The sequence below is a fragment of the Terrabacter sp. P2_E3 genome (genome assembly GCF_056403915.1).
The window spans coordinates 219,515-243,102 of record NZ_JBFUEN010000009.1; the positions used below are offsets into that span (position 1 = coordinate 219,515).

At 71.4% G+C, this 23,588-nt stretch carries 12 protein-coding genes; 9 read left to right on the forward strand and 3 right to left on the reverse strand.

Annotated elements, in window-relative coordinates:
• The first annotated feature begins 12 nt into the window (after positions 1-12).
• The 3 genes from AC1DW8_RS13530 (at position 13) to AC1DW8_RS13540 (ending at position 8,704) form a co-directional block, all read left to right on the forward strand.
• A complete protein-coding gene (locus AC1DW8_RS13530; protein WP_478094608.1) occupies positions 13-1,329 on the forward strand; it encodes a sensor histidine kinase in 1,317 nt (438 codons plus the stop codon).
• 534 nt (positions 1,330-1,863) lie between these two features.
• The gene (locus AC1DW8_RS13535) at positions 1,864-2,895 is read left to right on the forward strand and encodes an AfsR/SARP family transcriptional regulator (RefSeq protein ID WP_478094610.1); all 1,032 of its coding nucleotides are present in this window, start codon (positions 1,864-1,866) and stop codon (positions 2,893-2,895) included.
• Positions 2,896-3,169: 274 nt separating this feature from the next.
• Positions 3,170-8,704, forward strand: a complete 5,535-nt coding sequence (locus tag AC1DW8_RS13540; protein ID WP_478094612.1) for a peroxidase family protein — start codon at positions 3,170-3,172, stop codon at positions 8,702-8,704.
• 218 nt (positions 8,705-8,922) lie between these two features.
• Here the strand turns inward: AC1DW8_RS13540 and AC1DW8_RS13545 are convergent, their stop codons facing one another.
• On the reverse strand, positions 8,923-10,674 hold the full coding sequence (locus tag AC1DW8_RS13545; protein ID WP_478094614.1) for a copper resistance CopC/CopD family protein: 1,752 nt from the start codon (positions 10,672-10,674) through the stop codon (positions 8,923-8,925).
• Positions 10,675-10,813: 139 nt separating this feature from the next.
• On the opposite strand from AC1DW8_RS13545, the gene AC1DW8_RS13550 reads away from it, so the two are divergent.
• Both AC1DW8_RS13550 and AC1DW8_RS13555 read left to right on the forward strand, forming a co-directional pair.
• Positions 10,814-11,383, forward strand: a complete 570-nt coding sequence (locus AC1DW8_RS13550; RefSeq protein WP_478094616.1) for a hypothetical protein — start codon at positions 10,814-10,816, stop codon at positions 11,381-11,383.
• A 2-nt stretch (positions 11,384-11,385) separates the two neighbouring features.
• Positions 11,386-16,077 (forward strand): multicopper oxidase domain-containing protein, encoded by a 4,692-nt coding sequence (locus tag AC1DW8_RS13555; protein ID WP_478094618.1) that lies wholly within the window; start codon positions 11,386-11,388, stop codon positions 16,075-16,077.
• Positions 16,078-16,084: 7 nt separating this feature from the next.
• On the opposite strand, the gene AC1DW8_RS13560 is transcribed toward AC1DW8_RS13555, so the two are convergent.
• The gene (locus AC1DW8_RS13560) at positions 16,085-17,320 is read right to left on the reverse strand and encodes a helix-turn-helix domain-containing protein (RefSeq protein ID WP_056772853.1); all 1,236 of its coding nucleotides are present in this window, start codon (positions 17,318-17,320) and stop codon (positions 16,085-16,087) included.
• Between the two features lie 86 nt (positions 17,321-17,406).
• On the opposite strand from AC1DW8_RS13560, the gene AC1DW8_RS13565 reads away from it, so the two are divergent.
• From AC1DW8_RS13565 to AC1DW8_RS13580, 4 genes are all read left to right on the forward strand, one after another.
• Positions 17,407-18,546 (forward strand): ferredoxin reductase, encoded by a 1,140-nt coding sequence (locus AC1DW8_RS13565; protein WP_056772855.1) that lies wholly within the window; start codon positions 17,407-17,409, stop codon positions 18,544-18,546.
• Positions 18,547-18,588: 42 nt separating this feature from the next.
• On the forward strand, positions 18,589-19,752 hold the full coding sequence (locus tag AC1DW8_RS13570) for a fatty acid desaturase family protein (RefSeq protein WP_478094622.1): 1,164 nt from the start codon (positions 18,589-18,591) through the stop codon (positions 19,750-19,752).
• Positions 19,753-19,987: 235 nt separating this feature from the next.
• The gene (locus tag AC1DW8_RS13575; RefSeq protein ID WP_478094624.1) at positions 19,988-21,289 is read left to right on the forward strand and encodes a COG4705 family protein; all 1,302 of its coding nucleotides are present in this window, start codon (positions 19,988-19,990) and stop codon (positions 21,287-21,289) included.
• Between the two features lie 62 nt (positions 21,290-21,351).
• Complete coding sequence (locus AC1DW8_RS13580) at positions 21,352-22,821, forward strand: sensor histidine kinase (RefSeq protein ID WP_478094626.1); 1,470 nt, start codon at positions 21,352-21,354, stop codon at positions 22,819-22,821.
• Here AC1DW8_RS13580 and AC1DW8_RS13585 read toward each other — a convergent pair.
• Positions 22,773-23,471 (reverse strand): response regulator transcription factor, encoded by a 699-nt coding sequence (locus AC1DW8_RS13585; RefSeq protein ID WP_056772865.1) that lies wholly within the window; start codon positions 23,469-23,471, stop codon positions 22,773-22,775. The two genes, AC1DW8_RS13580 and AC1DW8_RS13585, sit on opposite strands and share 49 nt — an antisense overlap.
• Between the last annotated feature and the right edge of the window lie 117 nt (positions 23,472-23,588).

A 23,588-nucleotide genomic window follows, 5' to 3' on the forward strand; every position in this document is an offset into this window, starting at 1 on the left:
CGAGGGTGGTCGATGGGGGACTCTCGCACCGTCCGCGGCCGAGCCGTTCGACGCTTCCTGCTGTGGAGCCTCATCGCGTTGACGGCGTGCGCCGGCGGCGTGAGTCTGGCCGTCAAGGCGGCAGCCCGCGACATCGCGGTCCGCGACGCCAGCACGCACGGGATCTCCTTCGCGCGCGACGTCGTCGCGCCGCTCATCAGTGCAGCCGTCCGCCGAGGTGACCCCGGCTCCGACCGCATCCTCGACGCCGTCGTGGGCAGCCCACTGCGTGACGACTCCCTGGTGCGGATCAAGGTCTGGGGCGTGGGCGGTCAGGTCATCTGGTCCGATGTGCACGAGCTGCACGGCGAGACCTTCACCCTCGAGCCCGAGGAGGTCGCCCTCTTCGGGACCACCTCGTCGGTGGCGACCCTCTCAGACCTCTCGAAGGAGGAGAACCAGCACGAGCAGGGGTACGACGAGCTCCTCGAGGTGTATGCCGGGGCCGTCGACTCCGAGGGCAAGCCGATCCTCGTCGAGTCGTACTGGAACAGCGACCGGATCGTCCGCGACGAGATCGTCATCTCGACCCGCATCCTGCCGCTGGCGATCGGCGCCCTCGTCCTGTTCATCCTGACGGTGATCCCGTTGGCCCTCTCGCTCGCCCGGCGCGTCGACCAGGCCCAGGCAGAACGGTCGTCACTGCTGCGCCACGCGCTGGCCGCCTCTGACGTGGAGCGCCGCAAGATCTCGCGCGAGCTGCACGACGGGCTCATCCAGGACCTGACGAGCCTCGGCTACTCGCTGCCCGCTGTCGCGGCGGAGCTCCCGGCCCAGTCGACCTCGGCCCGCGGGGTGCTCGAGTCGGTGGGCCGTCGGCTCCAGAGTGACATCGCCTCGCTGCGAGGGCTGCTCACCGACCTCTACCCGGTCGGTCTGGCCCGCGAGGGGCTCGAGGCCGCCGTCGAGCAGCTCGCGCAGCCCGTCCGTGCCGAGGGGGTCGACGTCACGATCGACGTCGACGGACGCCTCAAGGAGATCTCGGCCGAGTCCACCCAGTTCGCCTACCACGTCGTGCGGGAAGGCCTGCGCAACGTCGTGAAGCACGCCCACGCCCGGACCGTGTCCGTCGTCGCCACGGTCGACGGCAGCGACGTCGTGGTGACGGTCGACGACGACGGGGTGGGTGCCCCCTTCCCGGCGCCGGCGAAAGGCCACCTCGGACTGCGCCTGCTGCAGGACGACGTCGCCGACATCGGCGGCGAGGTCAGCCTGAGCACCCTGCCGGGTGGGGGAACGCGTCTGCGAGCCCGTTTTCCCCAGAGGTTCGCCTGGTCCTGGGCACCCTGAGGGCGTACGCCCCCGGGTCGCGGGCTGCCGGTCAAGGTGCACCCCCCAAATAGGGGGTTGACGGCACCCCCAAGGAGGGTCGCGCGCAGCCCCCTCTTCGGCACTGTTGTGGCACAAGGGTGCTCAGCACCATGGATGCATGGGGAAAGAGCAGTTCGGGTGGGGGCACCGACAGGGGAGCGGACGACGTCGACGTGTCGCGGACGACACGTCGCCGATCCGGCGGCGGTGCGCGTGCCGACCCGATCTCGCGAGGAAGTGCCCAACCATCACCGAGGAGTCGGTGCCGTCGTCGGCGGTCGCCGTTCTCCTGTTCGTGACCGCGGGCGCGCCCGCGGTCAGAGTCGTGACTCTCACGGCAGACGGCGTTGCGACGACAGACGGCTCGAACTCCCCCGTCCGTCCCGGGCGTGCCGGTCACGTCACGCACTGCGCCGATGCAACCCCCTCGTGGGAGTCCCGCGGCGGCCGGTCAGGTCGGCGGTGTGGCCGTCGGCCTGACCGTGCCGCTGTCACCGTCGGCAAGGCGCGGACATGAGCATCCACGTGGCGCGCACGGTCACGGTGGCGTCCACCGGCCGACGTCCCGGCACGGCCGCGGTGCAGGTCAACCTGCTCGGCGGCCTGCACGTGCGCGTCGGGACCGCGGTCCTCGGACCGCGTCAGCTCGGCGGCGTCAAGCCCCGCCACCTGCTCATCGCGCTCGCGGTCGCCCGCGGCGTCCCGGTGTCGAAGGAGGCGCTGGTCTCGATCCTGTGGGGCGACGACCGGCCCGCGGCGGCGACGGCGACCCTCGAGTCCTACGTGTGCGTGCTGCGCAAGCACCTCCAGGTCCCGGGCGCACCCCGGCAGGGGACGATCATGACCCGCGCCGGGTGCTACTCGCTGGACCTGGACCAGGTCGACCTCGACGTCGCGACGCTCGCCCGTGACGTCGGACGGGTCCTGCACCCGAGCGTCCGACCCGAGGTGGCGCTGCCCCTGCTGCGCCGGACCCTTGCCGTCGCCAGGACCCCGCTGCTGCCGGACGAGGCAAGCGCCCTCTGGCTGGACGCGGCGCGCGCGGAGCACGAGCGGATGACGAGCGAGTGGCTCGTCGCCGCGGCCGAGAAGGTCGTGGACCTCGCGCCCGGCGACGCGACCCGCTGGGCCCGTCAGGCCATCGAGGCCGACTCGCTCGACGAGGGTGCCTGGTACGCCTACCTGCACAGCAAGGACGTGTCCGGGCACCATGCAGAGGGCCTCCGGGCGTATGCCCGGTGCCGCAGGGTGTTCGCCGACGAGCTCGGGTGTGCGCCCGGGCCGCGGCTGCAGGAGATGTACGGGCGGTTGCTCGGAGGTCCCGACGCGGGCGACTCCGAGCTCGAGGGCCTCATCGATGCCGTCGTCCGCCTTCACCGGGTCTCTCGCGGCGGGTTCGCCGACGGGGACGTCCCCGACTCCGGCCCCGACTCCGGGACCGGCAGGCGGGGCCCGGCTGCCGACGAGGCCCGACGCACGCTCGCCGCACTCGTGCGGTGCGCGTCCTCGGCGCCATCACGACCGATCCGTTCGGCCAGCGCATGACGCCCGGGAGCCCCGGGCGGCAGCGCTCTCCGGGAGTCACGCCGAGCCGGCACGCGGTGCCGGCACGGCGCACTTCCAATCCGTTCCACACGCACTCATCGGGTCTGCACAGGACCACGTCGGGGACACCAACAACAACTCACGAGGCAGGTGTGCAATGAAACGCTCAACCGGCAAGTCTCCCGGGCGGATTCACGCCCGGATCTTCGACGTGGACGCTCGTCGGTCCGCGCACCGGGCGGGACCGCAGTCACTAGCGGTCCGGTTCCGGTGGGTGGCGGCGAGCGTCGCGTTCGTCGTGCCCTTCGCCATGGTCGTGCCGCTTGCGGTCACGTCCGCGCAGGCAGCTCCCGCACCCGCGGGCAACGGCTTCGTGGTGACGGCCTCCGACATCGCCTACATCCTCAAGCAGATCAAGATCGCCGAGCGCCACTCGGTGACGCAGACCGCGTCGGATCGCTGTGGCACCCTCGTGGGGCCCGGCCCCGACCAGGTTCCCGACCGGCTGACGTCCTACGGACTCCGCACCGTCGACGGGTCGTGCAACAACCTGTTCGCCGGCCGCGAGACGTTCGCCGCGGCGGACGTCCCGTTCCCGCGTCTCACCACCCCGGACTTCCGTGCGGCAGAGACGAACCCGCCGCTGTTCGGCCCGCCGGTCGCGACGTCGTACGCCCAGAAGAAGGGCAACGTCTTCGACAGCCAGCCTCGTCTGGTCAGCAACCTCATCGTCGACCAGACCTCGACGAACCCGGCAGCCATCGCCGCGGCCGAGTTCCCGGTCCGCGCCCAGGGCGGCAACAAGGTCATCGCCTGTACGACCGACCCGACCCCGGCCGACCCCAACGGCACGCCGGACAACTGCGTCCCGTCGCACAAGACGCTCTTCATCGAGAACGTCACGACGGACGTCGGTCTGTCCCCGCCGTTCAACTCGGTCTTCACCTTCTTCGGCCAGTTCTTCGACCACGGCGTCGACCAGACGGTCAAGGGCGGCGGCACGGTCTTCGTCCCGCTGCGCGCCGACGACCCGCTGATCACCGCCGGTCCGGACGGCGTACCCGCCAACGGCGACGAGGTGCCGGCCAACCAGGCCTTCATGGTCCTGACCCGCGCGCAGAACCAGCCGGGACCGGACGGGATCCTCGGGGACATCGCGACCACGACGACCGTGGACGAGTCCGCCGACGACATCCAGAACGCGAACAACACGGACAGCCCGTGGGTGGACCAGTCGCAGACGTACACCTCGCACAGCTCGCACCAGGTCTTCCTGCGGGAGTACAGCAACGTCGCCGGTCGACCCGTCTCGGACGGCCGCTTCCTCGACGGTGGACCGGTCGGGGAGGCCTACCCGGGCTCACCCGACGGCAGCGGTGGCCTGGCCACCTGGGCCGGCATCAAGAAGCAGGCTGCTGACCTGCTCGGCCTGCGCCTCGTCGACACCGACGTCACGAACATCCCCATGGTCGCCGCCGACCCCTACGGCAACTTCCTGCCGGGACCGGTTCGTGGCCTGCCGCAGTACGTGACGACCACCGGTCTCGTCGAGGGCTGCCGCACGACTGACGTCGGATGCACCGGCCCCGTGCCGGTTCCGGCGAACACCGTGCACTTCGACACGCCGTTCCTCACGGACATCGCGCACAACGCCGACCCGTCGGGTGGACTCACGCCTGACGGCGACAGCACCCCGTCGGCCGACTTCGCGAGCCAGCCCGCCGGCACCTACGACGACGAGCTGCTCAACTCACACTTCATCTGTGGTGACGGTCGGTGCAACGAGAACATCGCCTTGTCCTCGATCCACCAGGTCTTCCACTCGGAGCACAACCGACTGGTCGACGACATCGCCAACACGCTGAACAACAACCCGTCGCTGCTCGCCGACTTCCAGGCCCCGCACCGCCTCACGGCGACCGGCCCGGACGTCAGCTACGGCTACGGCGGACGCCTCTTCCAGGCCGCCCGCTTCGTGACGGAGATGGAGTACCAGCACCTCGTCTTCGAGGAGTTCGGCCGCAAGGTGCAGCCGGGCATCCGGCCGTTCCACGTCTACTCGCCGGACCTCAACCCGGCCGTCCAGGCCGAGTTCGCCCACGCGGTCTACCGGTTCGGGCACTCGATGCTCGACGACGACGTGGCGCGCACCACGACCGAGACCAGCGGTGCCAAGACGGACAACTCGCTGCCGCTGCTCACGGCGTTCCTCAACCCGCCTGAGCTCTTCGCGAGAACCCACGGGGCGAGTCCGACCTTCTACACCGCGCGCGAGGGAGCGGGAGCGATCTTCATGGGCTCCTCCGACCAGGCCGGCAACGAGATCGACGAGTTCGTGACCGAGACCCTCCGCAACAACCTGCTGGGTCTGCCGCTCGACCTCCCGACGCTCAACATGGCCCGTGCCAGGGACGCCGGCATCCCGCGGCTCAACGACCTGCGCCGGCAGATCTTCGCGCAGACCAACGACGGCCAGCTCGCGCCGTACACCGACTGGACCGACTTCGGGCAGCACCTCAAGCACCCCGAGTCGCTGGTCAACTTCGTCGCGGCCTACGGACAGCACCCGTCGATCGTCGGTGCCACGACGGCAGCCGCCAAGCGCAATGCTGCCCGGGCGATCGTCAACCCGCTCGCCACCGACGTCCCGCCGGCCGACGCGGCCGACTTCATGTTCGGTACGGGTGCGTGGGCCAACGCAGGCGGTCGCACCACCACCGGTGTCGACGACGTCGACCTGTGGGTCGGCGGTCTCGCCGAGGTGACGAACCTCTTCGGCGGCCTGCTGGGCTCGACCTTCAACTACGTCTTCCAGACGCAGATGGAGAGCCTGCAGGACGGCGACCGCTTCTACTACCTGCTCCGGACTCCCGGGATGAACCTCCGCACCCAGCTCGAGGGCAACTCCTTCTCCGAGATGATCCAGCGCAACACCGAGGGGACGAACTCGCTCAAGGCCGACGCCTTCGCCACGGCTGACTGCAAGTTCCAGATGTCGTTCCTGAACGACCCGCTGAACTCCCCGAACACGCTGGTACGCGCAGCGACTCCCGACGTGCCGGCAAGCCTGACGGGCGCCGGAACGCTCAAGGACGACCCGGCCACGGCCGACTGCGACGAGAACCTGTTGCTGCTCAAGAAGGCTGACGGCGCGATCGCCTACCGCGCGATCAACACCGTCGACCCGGCGGGCATCAACGGGCAGTCGGTCTACAACGGCACCGCCGCCGTGGACCGGATCATCGGTGGCAACGACAACGACACCTTCTGGGGTGGCCTCGGCAACGACGTCATCGAGGGCAACGGTGGAGACGACATCGCGCTCGGTGGCGAGGGCGACGACATCATCACCGACCTCGGTGGTGCGGACGTGCCCAAGGGCGGCCCCGGCGACGACGCGATCGATGCCGGCATCGGGGACGACATCCCGATGGGTAACGAGGGTCAGGACTTCATCAACGGTGGAGCCAACGACAACGAGACCTTCGCAGGCCCCGGCAATGACTTCGTCATCGCCGGCCAGGGCGCCGACGCCGTCTTCGGAGACGGTGGCGACGACTGGATCGAGGGCGGCTCGGGGCAGGACCTGCTCCAGGGCGACCACGGTGCGCCGTTCTTCGACGACCCGGCCCAGACCGCACCCGGCAACGACATCTTCGTCGGCCAGGTCGGCGAGAACGACTACGACGCCGAGGGCGGAGACGACCTCATGTCGCAGAACGCGGCCGTCGACCGCAACGCTGGCGCCGGCGGCTTCGACTGGGCGTTCCACCAGTACGACACCGTGGGCGGTGACGACGACATGGAGATCAACAACAACCTCGTCGGCGTCCCGATCCAGCTCGTCGTGAACCGCGACCGTTGGCAGGAGACCGAGGCCGACTCGGGCTCGAACTTCAACGACGTCATCAAGGGTCACGAGGTCGCTCCGTCGACCTTGGGCGGTGCCGGGTTCACCGGGTGCAACGCACTCGACCCGACCGGCGTCGCACGCATCGGCGGACTCAACCGCCTGGTCTCGACCTTCCCGAGCCAGCTGGCACCCATCGTCGCGGCCTCCGCCGCCGGCTACTGCCCACTCACCGGACAGGCCGGCACGGTTGCCGGGACCGGGACGGTCTGGGCCGAGGGTGACATCCTGCTCGGTGGCGGTGGCAGTGACACCATCACCGGCCGGGGCGCCGATGACATCATCGACGGCGACCACGCCCTGTCCGTGCGGATCAGCTACCGCACCAACCCGGCCGACCCCACCACCCAGACCGGCACGACGGACCTGATGGAGAACAAGGCGGTGCCCGCGACCACCACGAACCCGTGGGGAACCGGCACCACCGGCATGACGCTCCAGCAGGCGGTCTTCGCCGGACTGGCCGACCCGGGCAACCTGGTCGCGGTCCGTGAGATCACGGGCATGGGCACCACAGCAGCCACCGGCGCCGCAGGTGACTGCGCCCTCGGAGCTGCCGCGGTCAACTGTGACGTCGCCGTCTTCACCGGGACCCTGGCGTCCTACACGATCACGTCGAACGCCAACGGCAGCATCACCGTCGACAGCAACGGCGGAGCCGACGGCATCGACACCGTGTGGAACGTCGAGCGCCTGCAGTTCAGCGACGCGAGCCTGCCTGTGGCAGTGCCCGCCGCGCCCAGCATCACGAGCCTGGTCGCAGGCAACGCCTCGGTGACGGTCAACTTCACCGGGCCTGCCACCGCGACGAGCTTCACGATCCGGGTCTTCACCGGGACGAACACCACCGTCGCTCCGGTCCAGACCATCACCGGGATCTCGCGCACCGCGACCTCCCGCCTCGTCACCGGTCTCACCAACGGCACGCTCTACACCTTCCAGGTGGCCGCGGTGAACCAGTTCGGCACCGGTCCGTCGGCATCGGGGACCGCGACACCTGTCGCCCCGACCGCACCGGCTGCCCCGACGATCGGCACGGCCACACCGGGCAACGCCTCGGCCACCGTCCGGTGGACTGCGGGAACCAACGGAGGCTCGCCCATCACCGGGTTCTCCGTGCGGGTGGTCAACGCTGCTGGAACCCAGGTGGGTGCCCTTCGCCCAGCGGGTGCGGCGGCGACCAGCCTGGTCGTCACGGGGCTGACCAACGGGACGGCGTACCGTTTCCAGGTCGCTGCGGTGAACGCCGTCGGCACGAGCGGCTTCTCGGCTCTGTCGAACTCGGTCACGCCGGCGACCGCACCGGCTGCCCCGACGATCGGCACGCCCACCCGGGGCAACGCCTCGGCCACCGTCCGGTGGACTGCGGGAACCAACGGAGGCTCGCCCATCACCGGGTTCTCCGTGCGGGTGGTCAACGCTGCTGGAGCCCAGGTGGGTGCCCTTCGCCCAGCGGGTGCGGCGGCGACCAGCCTGGTCGTCACGGGGCTGACCAACGGGACGGCGTACCGTTTCCAGGTCGCTGCGGTGAACGCCGTCGGCACGAGCGCCTTCTCGGCTCTGTCGATCGCGGTGACGCCGGCAACCGTTCCCGGCGCTCCCGTCATCGGGACCGCCACGGCCGGAGTCGCCGGTGGTGCGATCAACGCGACAGCGCGGTGGACGCCTCCGGCAGCGACTGGTGGTTCGGTCATCACCGGCTACCGGGTCTCGGCGCTGCGCATGAGTGCAGCGGGAGCGGTCCTCGCGACCACCGTCTCAGCGGTGCAGCCGAGCACGGCCCGGTCGCTCGTGATGACACTGCCGGTCGCCGGTAACTACCGGTTCACCGTCCAGGCCGTCAACGCGGTGGGAGGCGGGGCCCAGTCGGCCCGGTCGAACCTCGTGGCCGGCCGGTAGTCCGGTAAGCAAGCAGGAGGGTGGTGGCCCCGCAGGGGTCACCACCCTCCGTCGTGTGGGGGCGTGAGTGGTCCACGCGATGTCGTGCCGCCGGCACGGCCGACGCCGCGACTGCCCACCGAGGGCGTATGCCGTCCGCCGGGCTCCCCGGTGCCGGTGCCGGTGCCGGGGGGCGGGTCGGTGCCGGTCGGCGCCGGTCGGCGCTGGGGCGCCGGGCCTCAGGCGTCGGCCGCGATGGGCACGATGAAGACGACCGTGGTCGGTGATCCCGAGGTCGGGGTGAGCACCAGACGGACCGACCACGGGCCGACGTCGTCGAAGGTGAGGCCGACCTCGGTCGCCCCGTCGGCACCGGACCCGTCCGGGCTCACGGGGAGCCGGACGGCCGCCGCGGTGGCCCCGGGACGGCTGACCGACCCGGTTACGGACGAGATGACGCGGCGTCCACCGGGCGCCGCGACCGTCACGAGGGCGATCGTGTCGCCGACCCGGGGGCGCGGCAGCTGCACCGACACCGTCGCGCCGTCGGCCGTGATCACCCGGCTCCACGGTTCGACGTAGTCCGAGCGGGCGGGGATGATGACGACGAGCGCCGTCGTGAGGCCGAGCACGACTGCGGCGGTGAGCGTCTCGCCGGCGAGCCCCACACGTAGACCCGGTGCGCCGACGGCTGCCGCCGGGACCGTGGACTCCGGAGCCCCGGCCTCTGCTCGAGGAGGCGTTGGTATGCGGTGTCGCTCGACCCACACCCGCGCGCTGTTGCCGAGGGCGACGAGGACGAGCACGCCGCCGACCTTCGCGAGGAGCACGCGTCCGTAGGCGGTCGGCGTCAGGGCCGAGACGGTACCCACCTCGGACCAGGCCAGCAGGACTCCGGTGACCACGAGCGTCGCGACGGACACGAGGGCCACGGAGGAGAAACGGGGGAGCGCCCGGCCGAGGGCCGCCTGCTGCTCGGCCTCCCCGGACCCGACGAGCAGGCCGACGAGGCCACCGAGCCAGACGACCATGGCGAGCAGGTGCACGACGTTGAGCGCCACGGTGAGCGCGGGGTGGGTCGTGGCCGCGGAGTGCCCGGCCAGCGGCCACGTCACGGCGAGAGCGAGGGTCACGGCGACGGCGGCGGACCGCAGGCCGAGCAGGAGGCGCCCCGTCGCTCGCGGCCCGAAGCTCAGGGCGGCCACGAGCAGCGCGACGAGGGCGACGAGGAGGAAGGCCCGCACCGAGTGGACCGTGTCGAAGGTCCGGGAGTGGGTGTCGAGGGAGCCGGGGTCGGCCCAGAGCGCACTGAACGGCTCGCCGCTGGCATAGACACCCTGCACGACCATGCTCCCCACGGTGGCCGCAGCGAGCAGGCCCGCACCGATGCCGAGGAGGCGACGGGTCCGGGGTGACGAGAGCCCCTCGGGCCACAGCCACAGGACCATGAGCAGCAGGCCGGGGGCGAGGACCATCCCGGCGTACCCGAGCCAGCGGAGGGGGCCCAGCACCGCTCCCGCGAGGTCGTTGTGGCTGTCGTCGGGTGGAGTGCCCTGGACCGGGGTCGGGGCGCCGACCGAGAAGCGGAACGACCCGGTCACGGGATGGGTATCGGCCGAGCTCGCCTGCCACACCACGACATACGTGCCCTTCGCCAGTCCGGGCCGCAGCGGGACCCGGAGCGAGTCGGACGTGCCCTCGACGGCGAGGACCTGACCCTGGTCGACGCGTTCGTAGTGGTCGTCGTAGACGTGCGCTGCCCCGTCCGCGGCCGCCACGGGCTCGGCGAAACGCAGCGTCACCGCCGTGGGCGCCGTGGCGACGACCGAGCCGGCCGACGGGTCCGAGGACCGAAGGCGCGTGTGGGCGCCGGCCGGCCCGGACGTGACGAGGACGACGGCAAGGGTCAGGAGGGCGACGAGCGCTCCGCGCCGACGTCGTCCCGGGCTCCCTCCGAGGCCCCCGCGCGAGCGGGGCCTGCCCAGCGTCATGGTCCGAGAGTAGGGCGGGAGCTGTTGCGCCCGGGGGAGATTGGAGCCGGTCGCCCGCGAAAGGCCTGGGCGAGCTGTGCAGTGGTGGGCGGTGGCGGACCCCAAGGTAGGTCGAAGGTCGCCCTGCGACGCTGGTCGGATGAGAAGCCTGCGCCCGGAACCGCGACGGGGACGCACCATCGTCCTCGCGCTGCTGGTCGCCGTCGGGCTGGTCCTCGGGGGGTGGCACACCCGTGCCGTCCTCGCCGGGCCGCCCGACCCGACGGTCCTCACCGTGGGTGGGGTGTCGTTCAGGGTGACGGGCGCCGAGGAGGTGACCGGCCTCTCCGACGCCGACCTCGGTGGGATGTCCCACGGGGTGAACGGGCTCGTCACCAGCGACAAGGCCCTGGTCAGGGTCGTGCTGACCGTGACGGCGGGCGACGTCGACGCGACTTACGACGCGACCGCCCTCAGGGCGATCGCCTCGGGACAGCCGTCCGGCGCGGCCCCGCTGGCCGGGTCGCTGCCACTCCGGGGCCGTCTCGCGGCCCACGCCCACCTCGAGGGGTCGTTGTCCTACGTCCTGCCCCGTGACGGCTCGCACGTCGTGCTCGGCGCTGGTCCGGGCACGCCACGGGTGGACCTGCTCTACATGTCGACTGCCGGCGGCTCGCCGGGCGACACGCACGACTCGCACGTCGCGCCGAAGCCTTCCCAGAAGGAGTGACCATGGCCATCCCGTCGCCCACCACCCGAGCGAGCGCGAAGCGGCACGTCACCGTGGCCGACCTCGTCACGGCGCTGGCGATGGGGGTGGTGGGCGGGCTCTGGCTGTCCTGGCTCGACCTGCACGACGTCGGCGCCGGAGTCGTCCAGGGACCCGTGGGTCACTCGACCACCGTGGTGGCGTTCACCGTGCCCCTCGTGCTCATCGTCCACCCCGTCCTGGCGGCGTCGCTGCGCCGAGGACTGCGCGAGTCGGCCGTCCTGGCGCGGTGCATCCTCGCGGTGGCGGCCTCGGTCGCGGTGGGCAACCAGCTGCGGCTCGTGGTCCTGGACGAGCCCCGGGAGGGCCTGCCGGTGATCGGCCTCTTCGGGGACGCGACGACGGTCCTGATCGTCGTCGTGCCGGTGGTCGTGGTGGCCTCGTCGCTCCGGACCCTTACCGGGACCCGACGCCACCGGGGCCTCTCGCGGTCCCACCGTCGTGCCCACGGGGCACGTCTGCTCGCGGTGGGTACCGGGGTCATCGGCGTCGTCGCCGTGCTCGCCCTCGCACCCGTCGCCGAGGCGTCGTCGCCCACCGTGGCCCTCGCCGGGACGCCCGGATGCCTGGACGGGGGGACCGTGAACCGCTCGTACGACGTCACGGCCATCGACGTCAACATCCCGCTCAACCGGTTCGGCGACCACGACCCCAAGGGCAAGATGTACGTCCTCACCTCTCGGCTCGCCGCGGTCCGGGCCCAGGAGACCTCACAGAAGGTGTCCGTGGGCCTGCGCGACGACGCGATCCAGCCCCTCGTCATCCGCGCCAACGAGGGTGACTGCGTCTCGATCCGGCTGACCAACGCGGCATCGGGCGGGCCCTACGGCCTGCACATCGACGGGCTCGAGTTCGACATCAGCTCGTCGGGCGACGAGGTGGGCCAGAACGACCCGTCCGACGTCGCGGCGGGACAGAGCCGCACCTACCGTTTCGCCATCCCGCTCGACCGTCGCCTCGAGGGCGGCCACTACATCCACCCCGGGCCCGGCTACCGCGCCGCGGTCGCGCACGGGCTCTTCGGCGCGCTCGTCGTCGAGCCGCCGGGGTCGACCTACTGGAACGCCTCGGTCGCCGGTCGCCAGCTGGAGTCCGGCTGGGAGGCCATCATCAAGCCGGCCTCACCGAGTGCCGCTTGCGTCCCGACGAGCGCGATGCCGACGTGCGGCTTCCGCGAGGGCGCCCTGCTGCACCACGAGATCGGCAATGACAACGAGCTGATCAAGAACGCCGCCGGCGCCGACATCCCGCTCGTCGACTCGACGACCGGCTCCTACCGGCCCGGCGCCTTCGCGCTCAACTACCGCTCGGAGCCGTTCCGCAACAGGCTCCTCGCCTTCCCGAAGGAGAAGTCTCACGCGTACAGCTCGTACACCTTCGGCGAGCCGGCGACGCCGATGATGCGCGGCTACCTCGCCGACCCGACGAAGATCCGGCTCATGCACGTGGGCAGCGAGAAGTTCCACGTCTTCCATCTCCACGGCGGGGGTGACCGGTGGCGCTTCAACCCGGTCGCCGACACGTCGTTCAACTACGCCGACACAGGACTTCGCAAGGACCCGCCCACCGTGCTGTCGCCGTCGCAGCGTCTCGACTCCCAGTCGATCGGCCCCGGTGAGTCCTACGACCTCGAGATCGAGGGCGGCGCGGGCGGCGTCCAGCAGTCCGCCGGCGACTTCCTCTTCCACTGCCACATCGCCAAGCACTACAACTCCGGCATGTGGGGCCTGTGGCGCGTCTACGACACCCGCCAGCCCGACCTCGTGCCGATCGCCGACCGAGCACTCCCGCCGACCGCCGTCGACTCGCGCGGCCTCATCGGGCGCACCATCAACGGCACCCTGATCACGGCCACCAACCTCGACTCCTGGATCCGCCCGCAGCTGCCGCCGGCCGGGGTGCCGCGCAACGGACAGGACGCGACCGTCTGGAACTGGAAGGTGACGGGCACGGGGTCGCAGCAGCTCTACCTCGGAGCCCCGGCCGACCCCACGGTCTTCGCCGACTCCCCGAAAGTCGTGTCCGGCCAGCCGAACCTCCTCGCCGTCGACGTGGGGCGCATCGTGACGGGACGACCGACGATCCTGTTCAACCCGCGCAACGGTCGCCCGGCCTACCCGCTCTTCCGCACGAACATCGGTAAACGACCACCCTTCACCCCAGCCGGTCACAGCGGGACACCATGGCTCGGGGCGACGACGGGCCAGACCTCCGCGAGCACCAGTCCGTGGACGAACCGCTCGGATGCCTTGTGCCCCAAGGGGAGACGGGTCCGCACCTTCAACGTCGTCACCATCGGCAAGTCGATCCAGCGCACGCCGACGCAGGTCGACCCGGACGGCAAGCTGTTCGTCCTGGCCAAGGACAAGCAGGCAGTCGCGAGTGATCCGCGCCGGTCCGACCCGCTCGCGATCCGTGCCAACCAGGGCGACTGCGTCGCGATCACGCTGACCAACGAGATCCCCGACGCGTCCGCCTTCGACAACTTCTCCAAGAGCTCCATGCACATCCACCACGTCCAGTTCGACGTGCAGGGGTCCGACGGGGTGAGTGCGGGCTACGCCTTCGAGCACTCCGTCCGGCCCTACCGTGTGGTCGACCCGCGCCTCAGCACGGCGGCCGCCAAGGGGTCCCGGACGCTCGTCCTCAGCAGCGTGGCCTCGCTCGTCGGCGTCGACGCCGGCGGCAAGGCCACGAGACCGTGGATCGCCGTCGGTGAGGGCCTCGAGTCCATCGAGACCCACCAGGTCGTCGCCGTCAACCAGACGACCCGCACCGTGACCCTCGACTCGGCGCTGGTCGCCGCCCACGCGTCCGGGGAGTATGCCGGGAGCGAGTTCATCCAGTACCGCTGGTACCCCGATGCCCTGCTCGACAACGTCTTCTGGCACGACCACGTCGACGGGATCCACGGCTGGGGCCACGGCCTCGTCGGCCAGCTCGTCGTCGAGCCTCCCGGCTCGACCTACCACGATCCCGTGACCGGGGCCGAGGTGGACTCGGGCACCCTCGTCGACATCCACACGACGAGCGCCCTGTCCCCGGGACTCGTCAACGGCAGCTTCCGTGAGCTGGCGCTCTGGACGATCAACGACAACGACGCAGGGGCGTACTCCACGCTCAACCTCAAGGCGAACCCGCTCGCAGACCGCCCGGACACGGCGCACCAGTTCAGCTCCTGGACCTACGGCGACCCGGTGACACCCCTGCCCCGGCTCTATCCCGACGACCCGCTGGTCGTGCGCACCATCAACGTGTCACCCACCGTCGACACCCTGCACCTGCAGGGGGGCCGCACGCTGCTCGAGCCGCGCTACACCCACGACGACGGGTCGGGCCCGAGCCCGGCCGGATCGATCATCGACACGATCCACTACGGCGTCAGCGAGAAGTTCACCCTGGTCTTCAACGGCTCGGCGCCCGACATGCGGATGAGGCCGGGTGACTACCTCTACGCCAACGGCGTCGAGAAGCACACCCAGCAGGGCGCCTGGGGCGTCGTGCGGGTGCTGCCCGGAACCGTCGACGACCTCCAGCCCCTCCCGGGGGTGGCGCCGCCGAGCACCGCCTACGTGCCACCGGTCGCCACCGGTGGACCGCCTCCGGCAGCCGAGCCCCAGGACAGCCCGTGCCCGCCGACGGCGCCGACGCGCAGCTTCAACCTCAGTGCCGTCGACAAGTCGCAGACCCTCAACGGTGCCCGGACGGCGTTCGTCCCCGACGGTGACGTCCTCAGCATCAAGAAGGGCCTGAAGAGCCCGGTACCGCTCGTGCTGCACGTCGTCGCCGGCGAGTGCGTCTCGGTCCGCCTCACGAACACGCTGACCACCGCAGTGGGGTTCTCGGTGGGCAAGCTCGACCGCGCCTCCGACTCGGGCGGCGTCGACGTCGGCTTCGCGCCGGAGCAGAACGTGGCTCCGGGGGCCGTACGCACCTACACGTACTACGCCGCCACCGACCGGCTCGGCACCGCCGTCATCTCGGACCTGGCCTCGCCGGGCTCGGCCAAGAACGGTCTCTACGGCGCGATGGTCGTCGCCCCCGCGTCGAGGGTCGACGGTCTGCGCACCGAGTTCAGCGACCCCGTCACGGGACTGGCCAAGGACATCGGCGCCCAGGTGATCGTGCACGTACCGGGCGGCGACGTCACCGACTACCGCGACTTCACGGTGCTCCTCGCCGACGACGACACGCAGATCGGGCAGGACTTCATGCCCTACCCGACGAACGCCCGGGCGGGACGGTCGCTGCTGAACTACGCGGCGGCTCCGGCCGGTGACGGTCCCGGCGCGTTCCGTGACCCGGGGCAGGTGCCCCTGCTGACGGCGTACGCCGGCGACCCGGAGGTCGTGCACGTGGTCGTGACGCCCGGGAGCGAGAGCGCCCACGTCTTCGGCCTCGGCGGGCTGCACTGGCCGCAGGACCCTCACATCGGTGACTCGGACTCGACGACCGCGCAGGGCATGGGGCCGTGGGAGTCCTTCGACCTCGACGTCGTCGGCGGCGCGGGCGGCACGAGAGTGGCACCCGGTGACTACTTCTACGGCGACCTCAGGAGGCCGTTCACCGCAGTCGGGGTCTGGGGCCTGCAACGGGTGCTGCCCTACACGTCCCCGACGTGTCCGATCCTCCGCGTCGACGGGAGCACGTGCTGACGGGGGCTCAGGACCCGTCCGCGGTGGGAGCCGAGAGCGCCACGACGAGCTCGCGCACCGCGGACGGGTCGAGGAGCCGGTCGCCGTAGAGCTCGCGCACCTGGCCCATCCGGTAGCGGACGGTCTGCGCGTGCACGTGCAGCTCGGCAGCGACCGCGTCCCGACGTCCCTGGTGCAGCAGCCACGACAGGAGCGTCTCCGCCAGCCGGTCGCGGGTGCCGGGAGGCAGGTCGGCGAGGGGAGCGAGGACGTGGTCGCGAAGGTCGGCGAGCGCGTCCGGGTCGGCCGTGAGGACGAGGTCGGTCAGGTGCCGCTCCGTGTCGACGGGGGCCCCGCTGCGTGACGGCCGGACGAGTCGCGCCGTCCGCGCGGCGCGGTCGTAGGACGCGCGCGCGTCGTCCCACGGGCGCGGCGGCCCGACGACGGCATGGCGGCCGGCGAGCACCCGCAGCACGTGGACGCGGCCCGGCCCGTCGGCGTCCGGCACGAGCAGCAGCGTCAGCGGGTGGTCCGGGTCGACGTCGTCGATGCCCGGCAGGTCCTCGCCGACCTGGAGGGTGTCGGCCCCGAGCGAGGCGAGGGCGCGGCGTCCCTGCGCCGCCGGCAGCAGGACCGCAGTCAGCGTGGCCGGGGGAGCCCACTCGGCGCGGGCGGCCGCCGCGGTCAGCGTGTCGATGCCGGCTCGCGCCAGCAGGTGCTGACCGAGCCGTTCGCGGTAGCGGTCTCGCACCCGGCCACTCGTCGTCAGCTCGTCGGTGTGACCCGCGACGCTCGCGGCCGACAGCTCGTCGATGTAGGCGAAGAGCAGCTCGGCGAACTTCGCCATCGTCGCCGCCGGCAGCCCGGCGTCTCCCGCGGCCCGGGCGAGCTCGCGCCACGACACGCGGGCACCGACCCGGTATGCCGCGAGCAGGCTGTCCATCGACCGTCCCCCGCGCGCCTCGCCGCGTCCGAGGGCGTAGGCCCCCTCGCGGGTCGGGCCGAGCGGGGTGCTCGGATCGACGTCGCTCCCGCTGCCCGCGAGCTTGAGGAAGCCGGCGATGGCCATCTGCACGGCGCGCTCGATCGTGTCGCCGGCGACCCCGCCGAGGGCGCCGCGGTAGTCGGGGACCTCGTCGACGACGGCGGTGACCGTCGTGGACGCGATGGCGGGGAGCCGCTCACGCAGCACCCTGAGGACCGCGTGGTCCAGCTGCAGGTCAGCCGCGCCACGGACCGTGGCGCTCGTTGCCTCTGAAGCCATCGACTGTTCCCTCCGCACAAGAGTTCCCGAACACTTCACGCCCTGTGGTCAGGATCTTACCCTTGGGTGTCAGTCATGCTGGGGGCATGAGCCTGACCGCGCCCTCGAAACCCTCGACCCGAGCCGCCCGCCCGTCCTTGCGACGCCGGTTCCTCCAGCTCGCCGAGCGCGCGACCTCCCCGCTGCTGCCCGCCGACTACCTCGACCTCTTCGACCCGTTGCGCCCAGGCGCCGACCTGCGCGGACGCATCGTGGACGTCCACCCCGAGACGGCCGACGCGGCCACCATCGTCATCCGCCCCGGCGCCGACTGGGCCGGCCACGTGCCGGGACAGTACGTCCGCATCGGTGTCGACGTCGACGGCATCCGCCAGTGGCGGGCCTACTCCCTGACCCACGGCCCGCGCGCCGACGGGAACATCTCCATCACCGTGAAGGCCGTGCCGGACGGGCTCGTCAGCACGCATCTCGTGCGCGAGTCGCGACCCGGCACCCTCGTGCACCTCGAGCAGGCCCAGGGCGAGTTCGTGCTCCCCACCGACGGCGGGAAGTTCCTCTTCGTCACCGCGGGGTCCGGCGTCACCCCGGTCATCGGCATGCTGCGCAACCTCTTCCCCGTGGCCGACGACGGCGTCGTGCGCCTGGCCCGCTCGGCGGCATACGACATCGTCGTCGTGCACGTCGCCCCGAGCGAGCCGCACTCGATCTTCATCGACAACCTCCGCGCCCTCGACGAGGCCGGCCTCATCCGTCTCGTCGCCCGCTACGACGACGAGCACGGCGTCCTCGACGTCGCCGACCTCGAGGCCCTCGTCCCCGACCTGCCCGACCGGACGACGCTCGCGTGCGGTCCGGGCGGGCTGCTCGACGCGCTCCAGCGCCACCACGACGAGCGCGGGCTCGACCTGCTCACCGAGCAGTTCCGCGCCACGACCCTCGTCGTCGGCGAGGGCGGCACGGTCGACTTCACCGGCTCGGGCACGACCGTCGACGCCGACGGCGCCACCCCCATCCTCGACGCCGCCGAGGCAGCCGGCGTCCTCATGCCGTCCGGGTGCCGTATGGGCATCTGCTTCGGCTGCGTCCTGCCCCTGCGCGAGGGAGCCGTGCGCGACCTGCGCACCGGAGCCGTCACGACCGCGACCCCCGGCGAGACCGAGGGCCAGGGCGTCCCGATCCAGACCTGCATCTCCGCAGCCGCCGGCGCCTGCGTCATCGACCACTGACCTGATCCACAGACCCCCGACCCCCTGACCAGAGGAGTCACCATGACCGTCCTGCAGAAGAAGACCCACAACCCGATCGGGCACCTGACGCCCGAGGACGTCGAGCAGATCGGCGGCGAGCTCGACGCGATCCGCCAGTCCGTCATCGACACCCGCGGCGCCGACGACGCGGCCTACATCCGCAAGGTCATCGCCACCCAGCGCAAGCTCGAGCTCGGTTCTCGCGCAGTCCTGCTCGTCTCGATGTTCCCGCCCGCCTGGGTCGTCGGCACCGCCGGCCTCGCGGTTGCCAAGATCATCGAGAACATGGAGATCGGGCACAACGTCATGCACGGCCAGTGGGACTGGATGCGCGACCCGAAGATCCACTCGACGACGTGGGAGTGGGACAACGCCAGCCCGTCGGAGCAATGGAAGCACTCGCACAACGAGCTGCACCACACGTACACGAACGTCATCGGCAAGGACAACGACCTCGGTTACGGCATCATGCGCGTCGACGAGGACCAGCGCTGGGTGCCGCTCTACGCCGCGCAGCCGCTGTGGAACTTCGTCAATGCCTGCTTCTTCGAGTACGGCATCGCGGCCTACGACCTCGAGCTCGGCAAGAACCTCGCCACCAAGGAGCGCCGCCAGGATCCCGACTTCCGGGCTCGCGCCAAGGTGACGCTGAAGAAGATCCGCAACCAGATGACGAAGGACTACGTCATCCACCCGCTGCTCTCGGGCCCGTCGTTCCTCAACACGCTCGCCGCGAACGCCACGGCCAACCTCATCCGCAACCTGTGGACCCACTCGGTCATCATGTGCGGCCACTTCCCCGAGGGTGTCGAGACCTTCGAGCGCCGGTCGATCGTGGGGGAGACCCGCGGCGAGTGGTACCTGCGCCAGATGCTCGGCTCGGCCAACATCAGCGGCAGCAAGGCCATGCACTTCATGACGGGCAACCTCAGCTTCCAGATCGAGCACCACCTCTTCCCCGACCTGCCGAGCAACCGCTACCAGGAGATCGCCCCGCAGGTGCAGGACCTCTTCCGGCGCTACGGCCTGACCTACACGACGGGCTCGCTGCCGCGCCAGGTCGCCTCGGCCTGGAAGAAGGTCGTCCGGCTGTCCCTGCCGAACGACTTCCTGGGCCGCAACAAGGGCGCGTCCGTCACGGACCTGCCGGCGCCGGAGCCCGCGCGGGAGCACGCGGCCGCCTGAGGTCTCGCCGTCTCGTGTCGACGTGCGAGCACGAGTGATCCTTCTCAGCGTGTGCTCAGTGCCGCTGCGACATCGTCGTGACGCCGGGAGACCCCCTCCCGGCGTCTCGACGTCCTGACCCGCGCGGCCACCGACGGCCGCGTCACCCGCTCCACGAGGGCCGACCGACGGCGCCACGCCAGGTCACCCGGGCCGGCAGGACGGTCGAGGCAGCTCTCTTCGTGGAGGATCCTGCATGTCTGACGCCCTGACGTCCACCGTCCCGGGGACGGTGGCGCACGACGCGCGCCCCCCTGTGGCCGCCCAGCTGCTCAACAAGGTGCCGGCCATCACGGCCACCTTCTGGCTCATCAAGATCCTGTCGACGACGATCGGCGAGACCTTCGCCGACTACCTCGCCGTGCAGGTCGGCCTCGGGACGCTCGTCACGGACGGGGCCATGATGACCCTCCTGGTCATCGCCCTCGTCGCCCAGCTGCGCACGCGGCGCCTCGTGCCGTGGCTCTACTGGCTGACGGTCATCCTCGTCAGCATCGTCGGCACCCAGATCACCGACTTCTTCACCGACACGCTCTACGTCAGCCTCTACGTCAGCACTGCGGTGTTCGCCCTGGTGCTGGCCGCGGTCTTCACGGTCTGGTGGCGCCAGGAGCGCACCCTGGCGATCACCGCGATCGACACGCCCCGACGCGAGCGCTACTACTGGGGCGCGATCCTCACGACGTTCGCCCTCGGCACGGCGGGCGGTGACCTCGCCACCGAGGCGCTGTCGCTCGGCTTCCGCAACGGCGCGCTGATCTTCGGCGGCCTCATCCTCGCCGTGTGGGTCGCCCGTCGTGGCGGCCTCAACGCGGTCCTCGCGTTCTGGATCGCCTACGTCCTGACGCGACCGCTCGGCGCGTCGCTCGGTGACCTGCTCACGCAGAGCCGGGCCTTCGGTGGGCTCGGCCTCGGCTCCAGCCTCACGAGCCTCGTCTTCCTCGCCGTCATCGTCGTGCTCGTCGCCCGTGAGCAGGTCAACGTCAACCGCCACGGCAGCCGCGCCAAGGGCGAGGCCCCGGCCGTGCACCCGCGCCGCGACTACGCGTGGGCCGCCGCAGGCGCCGTGGCCGTCGTCGCGGCCGCGACGGCTCTCGCGCCGGCTCCCGCTCCCGCCGCGGCCAGTCCCTCCCGCACGACCGCCGGCGCATCGTCCGGCACCCGGGGCAGCGCCACGCGGGCCAACCCGTTGGAGACGGACGCGACGTCGCCCATCGGGGACCTGCGGCCGTTCGCCGTCATCGTCGACGACGTCGCGGCGAAGACCCGGTCGGGCGACCTGTCCGCAGCGACGACGCGCATCAAGGACCTCGAGGTCGCCTGGGACGACGGAGAGGCCGCGATGAAGCCGGCGTCCCCCGACGACTGGCACACGATGGACTCCGCGATCGACGGTGCGCTGACGGCGCTGCGGTCGACACCGCCCTCCAAGAAGGACAGTGCCGCCGCGCTCCACGCGCTGCAGTCGACGATCGACTCGCTGGAGAAGAAGGCGTAACAGCCCGATCGGGCAGAATCGTGGTGGCACCGACCGTGCCTCCTCGGACCGGAAGGAGACCGATGACGGCCCGCTTCCGACTGCCCACGGGAGTCCGGGGGCAGGCGACGGTCGCCGCCGCAGCCGTGGTGGCCGTCGCCCTGCTCCTCGGCAGCGCCGTGCTCGTCCTCGTGCTGCAGGGGGCACTGACCCAGACGCTGCAGGACAGCGTCACCTCCGTCGTCGACGAGGACGCCGCGGTGCTGTCCGTCGACGGCACCGCCGGTCTCGCGCGAAGCGAGCGCGACGAGGGTCCCGACAACGTCCTCGTCCAGGTCATCGGGTACGAGGGGGGAGCGGCGCACGTGGTCTACACCTCGAAGGCGTCGCGGACCGAGCCGGTCACCGACGCGCGGCCTGCGGCCGGCCAGACCGTGGTCACCGGTCGCTCCTCGCTCCCGCTGCCGCTCGACCTGCGGGACCCGCTCGTGGTCGCACGCGGGGTCGAGGTGGGTGGTGACACGTACGTCCTCGCGGCACAGGCGTCCCAGGAGGCACGCGAGCAGGCCGTCCGGACCACGGCCATCCTCCTGGCGGTCGCCCTGCCGTTCCTCGTTGCCCTCACCGCGATGATCACGTGGTGGCGGGTCGGGCGCGCCCTCAGCTCCGTGGAGGCGATCCGCTCCCACGTCGAACGCACGAGCGCCTCCAGGTTGCAGGACCGCGTGCCCGTGCCGCCCACCCACGACGAGATCGCGCAGCTGGCCGTGACGATGAACTCGATGCTGAGCCGACTCGAGGTCTCGCAGCGCGCCCAGCGCCGCTTCGTCTCCGACGCCAGCCACGAGCTGCGGTCGCCGCTCGCGACGATCCGGGCGTCGCTCGACGTCGTCAGTCCCGACGATCCCGAGACGTCGTGGGAGCAGCTCGACCCGATCCTGCGTGGCGAGTCCGAGCGGATGAGCCGGCTCGTCGACCACCTGCTCCTGCTGTCGCAGGCCGATGACGACGCGCTCACGGTGAGCCGCCGCGACGTCGACCTCGACGACCTCGTCGACCGTGAGGTCCGGCGACTGCGCCGGCTGACCCCGTTGGCCGTCCGTCTGACGAACGCCGCCGTGCGGGTCCGCGGCGACGAGCACCAGCTCGAGCAGGTCCTGCGCAACCTGCTCGACAACGCCGCCCGGCATGCGGTGGGCACCGTGGACGTCACCGTCGAGCGGGGTGGCGGCAGCGCCGTGGTGCGGGTCGAGGACGACGGACCCGGCATCCCCGTGGCCGACCGAGCGCGCGTGTTCGAGCGCTTCGTGCGGCTCGACGAGAGCCGGTCACGCCACTCCGGGGGAGCCGGCCTCGGTCTCGCCATCGCCCGGGAGCTCGCTGTGGCACACGGCGGGACGCTCTCGGTGCGCGAGTCACCGTCCGGTGGCGCCTGCTTCGAGCTGACGCTGCCGCTGCCCTCCTCGGCGCCGGAGCCACCGACCGGCGGGTCCGGGGCCGGGGATCAGGCCGGCTCGACCGGCGCGACCGGCTCGGCCTCGAGCATCCGGTAGCCCACGCCCCGCACCGTCTCGATGCTCGCCTCCGCGAACGGGGCGTCGATCTTGCGGCGGAGGTAGCCGACGTAGACCTCGACGATGTTGACGTCGCCGTCGTAGGCCGGATCCCACACGGCGTCGAGGATGGTGGCCTTCGTGACGACCTCACCCGCGTGCATCATGAGGAAGGTCAGGAGCGCGAACTCCTTGGGGGTCAGGGCGATCTCCGATCCGTGTCGCAGCACGCGCCGTCGCACCGGGTCGAGCGACAGCGAGCCGTTCGTGAGGACCACAGGACGTTCCGGGGCGCCCCGTCGGATGAGTGCCCTGAGCCGGGCGACGAGCACGACGAAGCTGAACGGCTTCGTGAGGTAGTCGTCCGCACCGAGGTTGAACGCCTCGGCCTGGTCGTGCTCACCGTCGACGGCGGTCAGCATGAGCACGGGCGTCCACACGCCCGCCTCGCGCAGTCGTGCGATCACCTGGTAGCCGTCGAGCCCGGGCAGCATGATGTCGAGGACGATGACGTCGTACGCGGACTCGGTGGCCGCCCACAGCCCGTCCTGGCCGTCGTGCATGACGTCGACGACGAAGCCTTCGCGTGTCAGACCGCGTCGGACGACCTCCGCGAGGGACGTCTCGTCCTCGACGACGAGCACGCGCATCCCTCAGGCCTGCCGGGCGTCGAGGCCGGGGCCTGCGGGTTCGCGGATGGCGCTCATGGCTCCGAGGGTAGGTCGGCGAGCCTGAACAGCGGCTGAGAACCGGCCTCAGGGTCCTCT

Excerpts from the sequence above, each read along its gene's own strand:
- AC1DW8_RS13535 (WP_478094610.1), top strand. The coding sequence starts at position 1,864 with ATGAGCATCCACGTGGCGCGCACGGTCACGGTGGCGTCCACCGGCCGA.
- AC1DW8_RS13565 (WP_056772855.1), top strand. The coding sequence starts at position 17,407 with ATGAGCCTGACCGCGCCCTCGAAACCCTCGACCCGAGCCGCCCGCCCG.
- AC1DW8_RS13580 (WP_478094626.1), top strand. The coding sequence starts at position 21,352 with ATGACGGCCCGCTTCCGACTGCCCACGGGAGTCCGGGGGCAGGCGACG.
- AC1DW8_RS13570 (WP_478094622.1), top strand. The coding sequence starts at position 18,589 with ATGACCGTCCTGCAGAAGAAGACCCACAACCCGATCGGGCACCTGACG.
- AC1DW8_RS13575 (WP_478094624.1), top strand. The coding sequence starts at position 19,988 with ATGTCTGACGCCCTGACGTCCACCGTCCCGGGGACGGTGGCGCACGAC.
- AC1DW8_RS13560 (WP_056772853.1), bottom strand. The coding sequence starts at position 17,320 with ATGGCTTCAGAGGCAACGAGCGCCACGGTCCGTGGCGCGGCTGACCTG.
- AC1DW8_RS13530 (WP_478094608.1), top strand. The coding sequence starts at position 13 with ATGGGGGACTCTCGCACCGTCCGCGGCCGAGCCGTTCGACGCTTCCTG.
- AC1DW8_RS13555 (WP_478094618.1), top strand. The coding sequence starts at position 11,386 with ATGGCCATCCCGTCGCCCACCACCCGAGCGAGCGCGAAGCGGCACGTC.
- AC1DW8_RS13550 (WP_478094616.1), top strand. The coding sequence starts at position 10,814 with ATGAGAAGCCTGCGCCCGGAACCGCGACGGGGACGCACCATCGTCCTC.
- AC1DW8_RS13545 (WP_478094614.1), bottom strand. The coding sequence starts at position 10,674 with ATGACGCTGGGCAGGCCCCGCTCGCGCGGGGGCCTCGGAGGGAGCCCG.
- AC1DW8_RS13585 (WP_056772865.1), bottom strand. The coding sequence starts at position 23,471 with ATGCGCGTGCTCGTCGTCGAGGACGAGACGTCCCTCGCGGAGGTCGTC.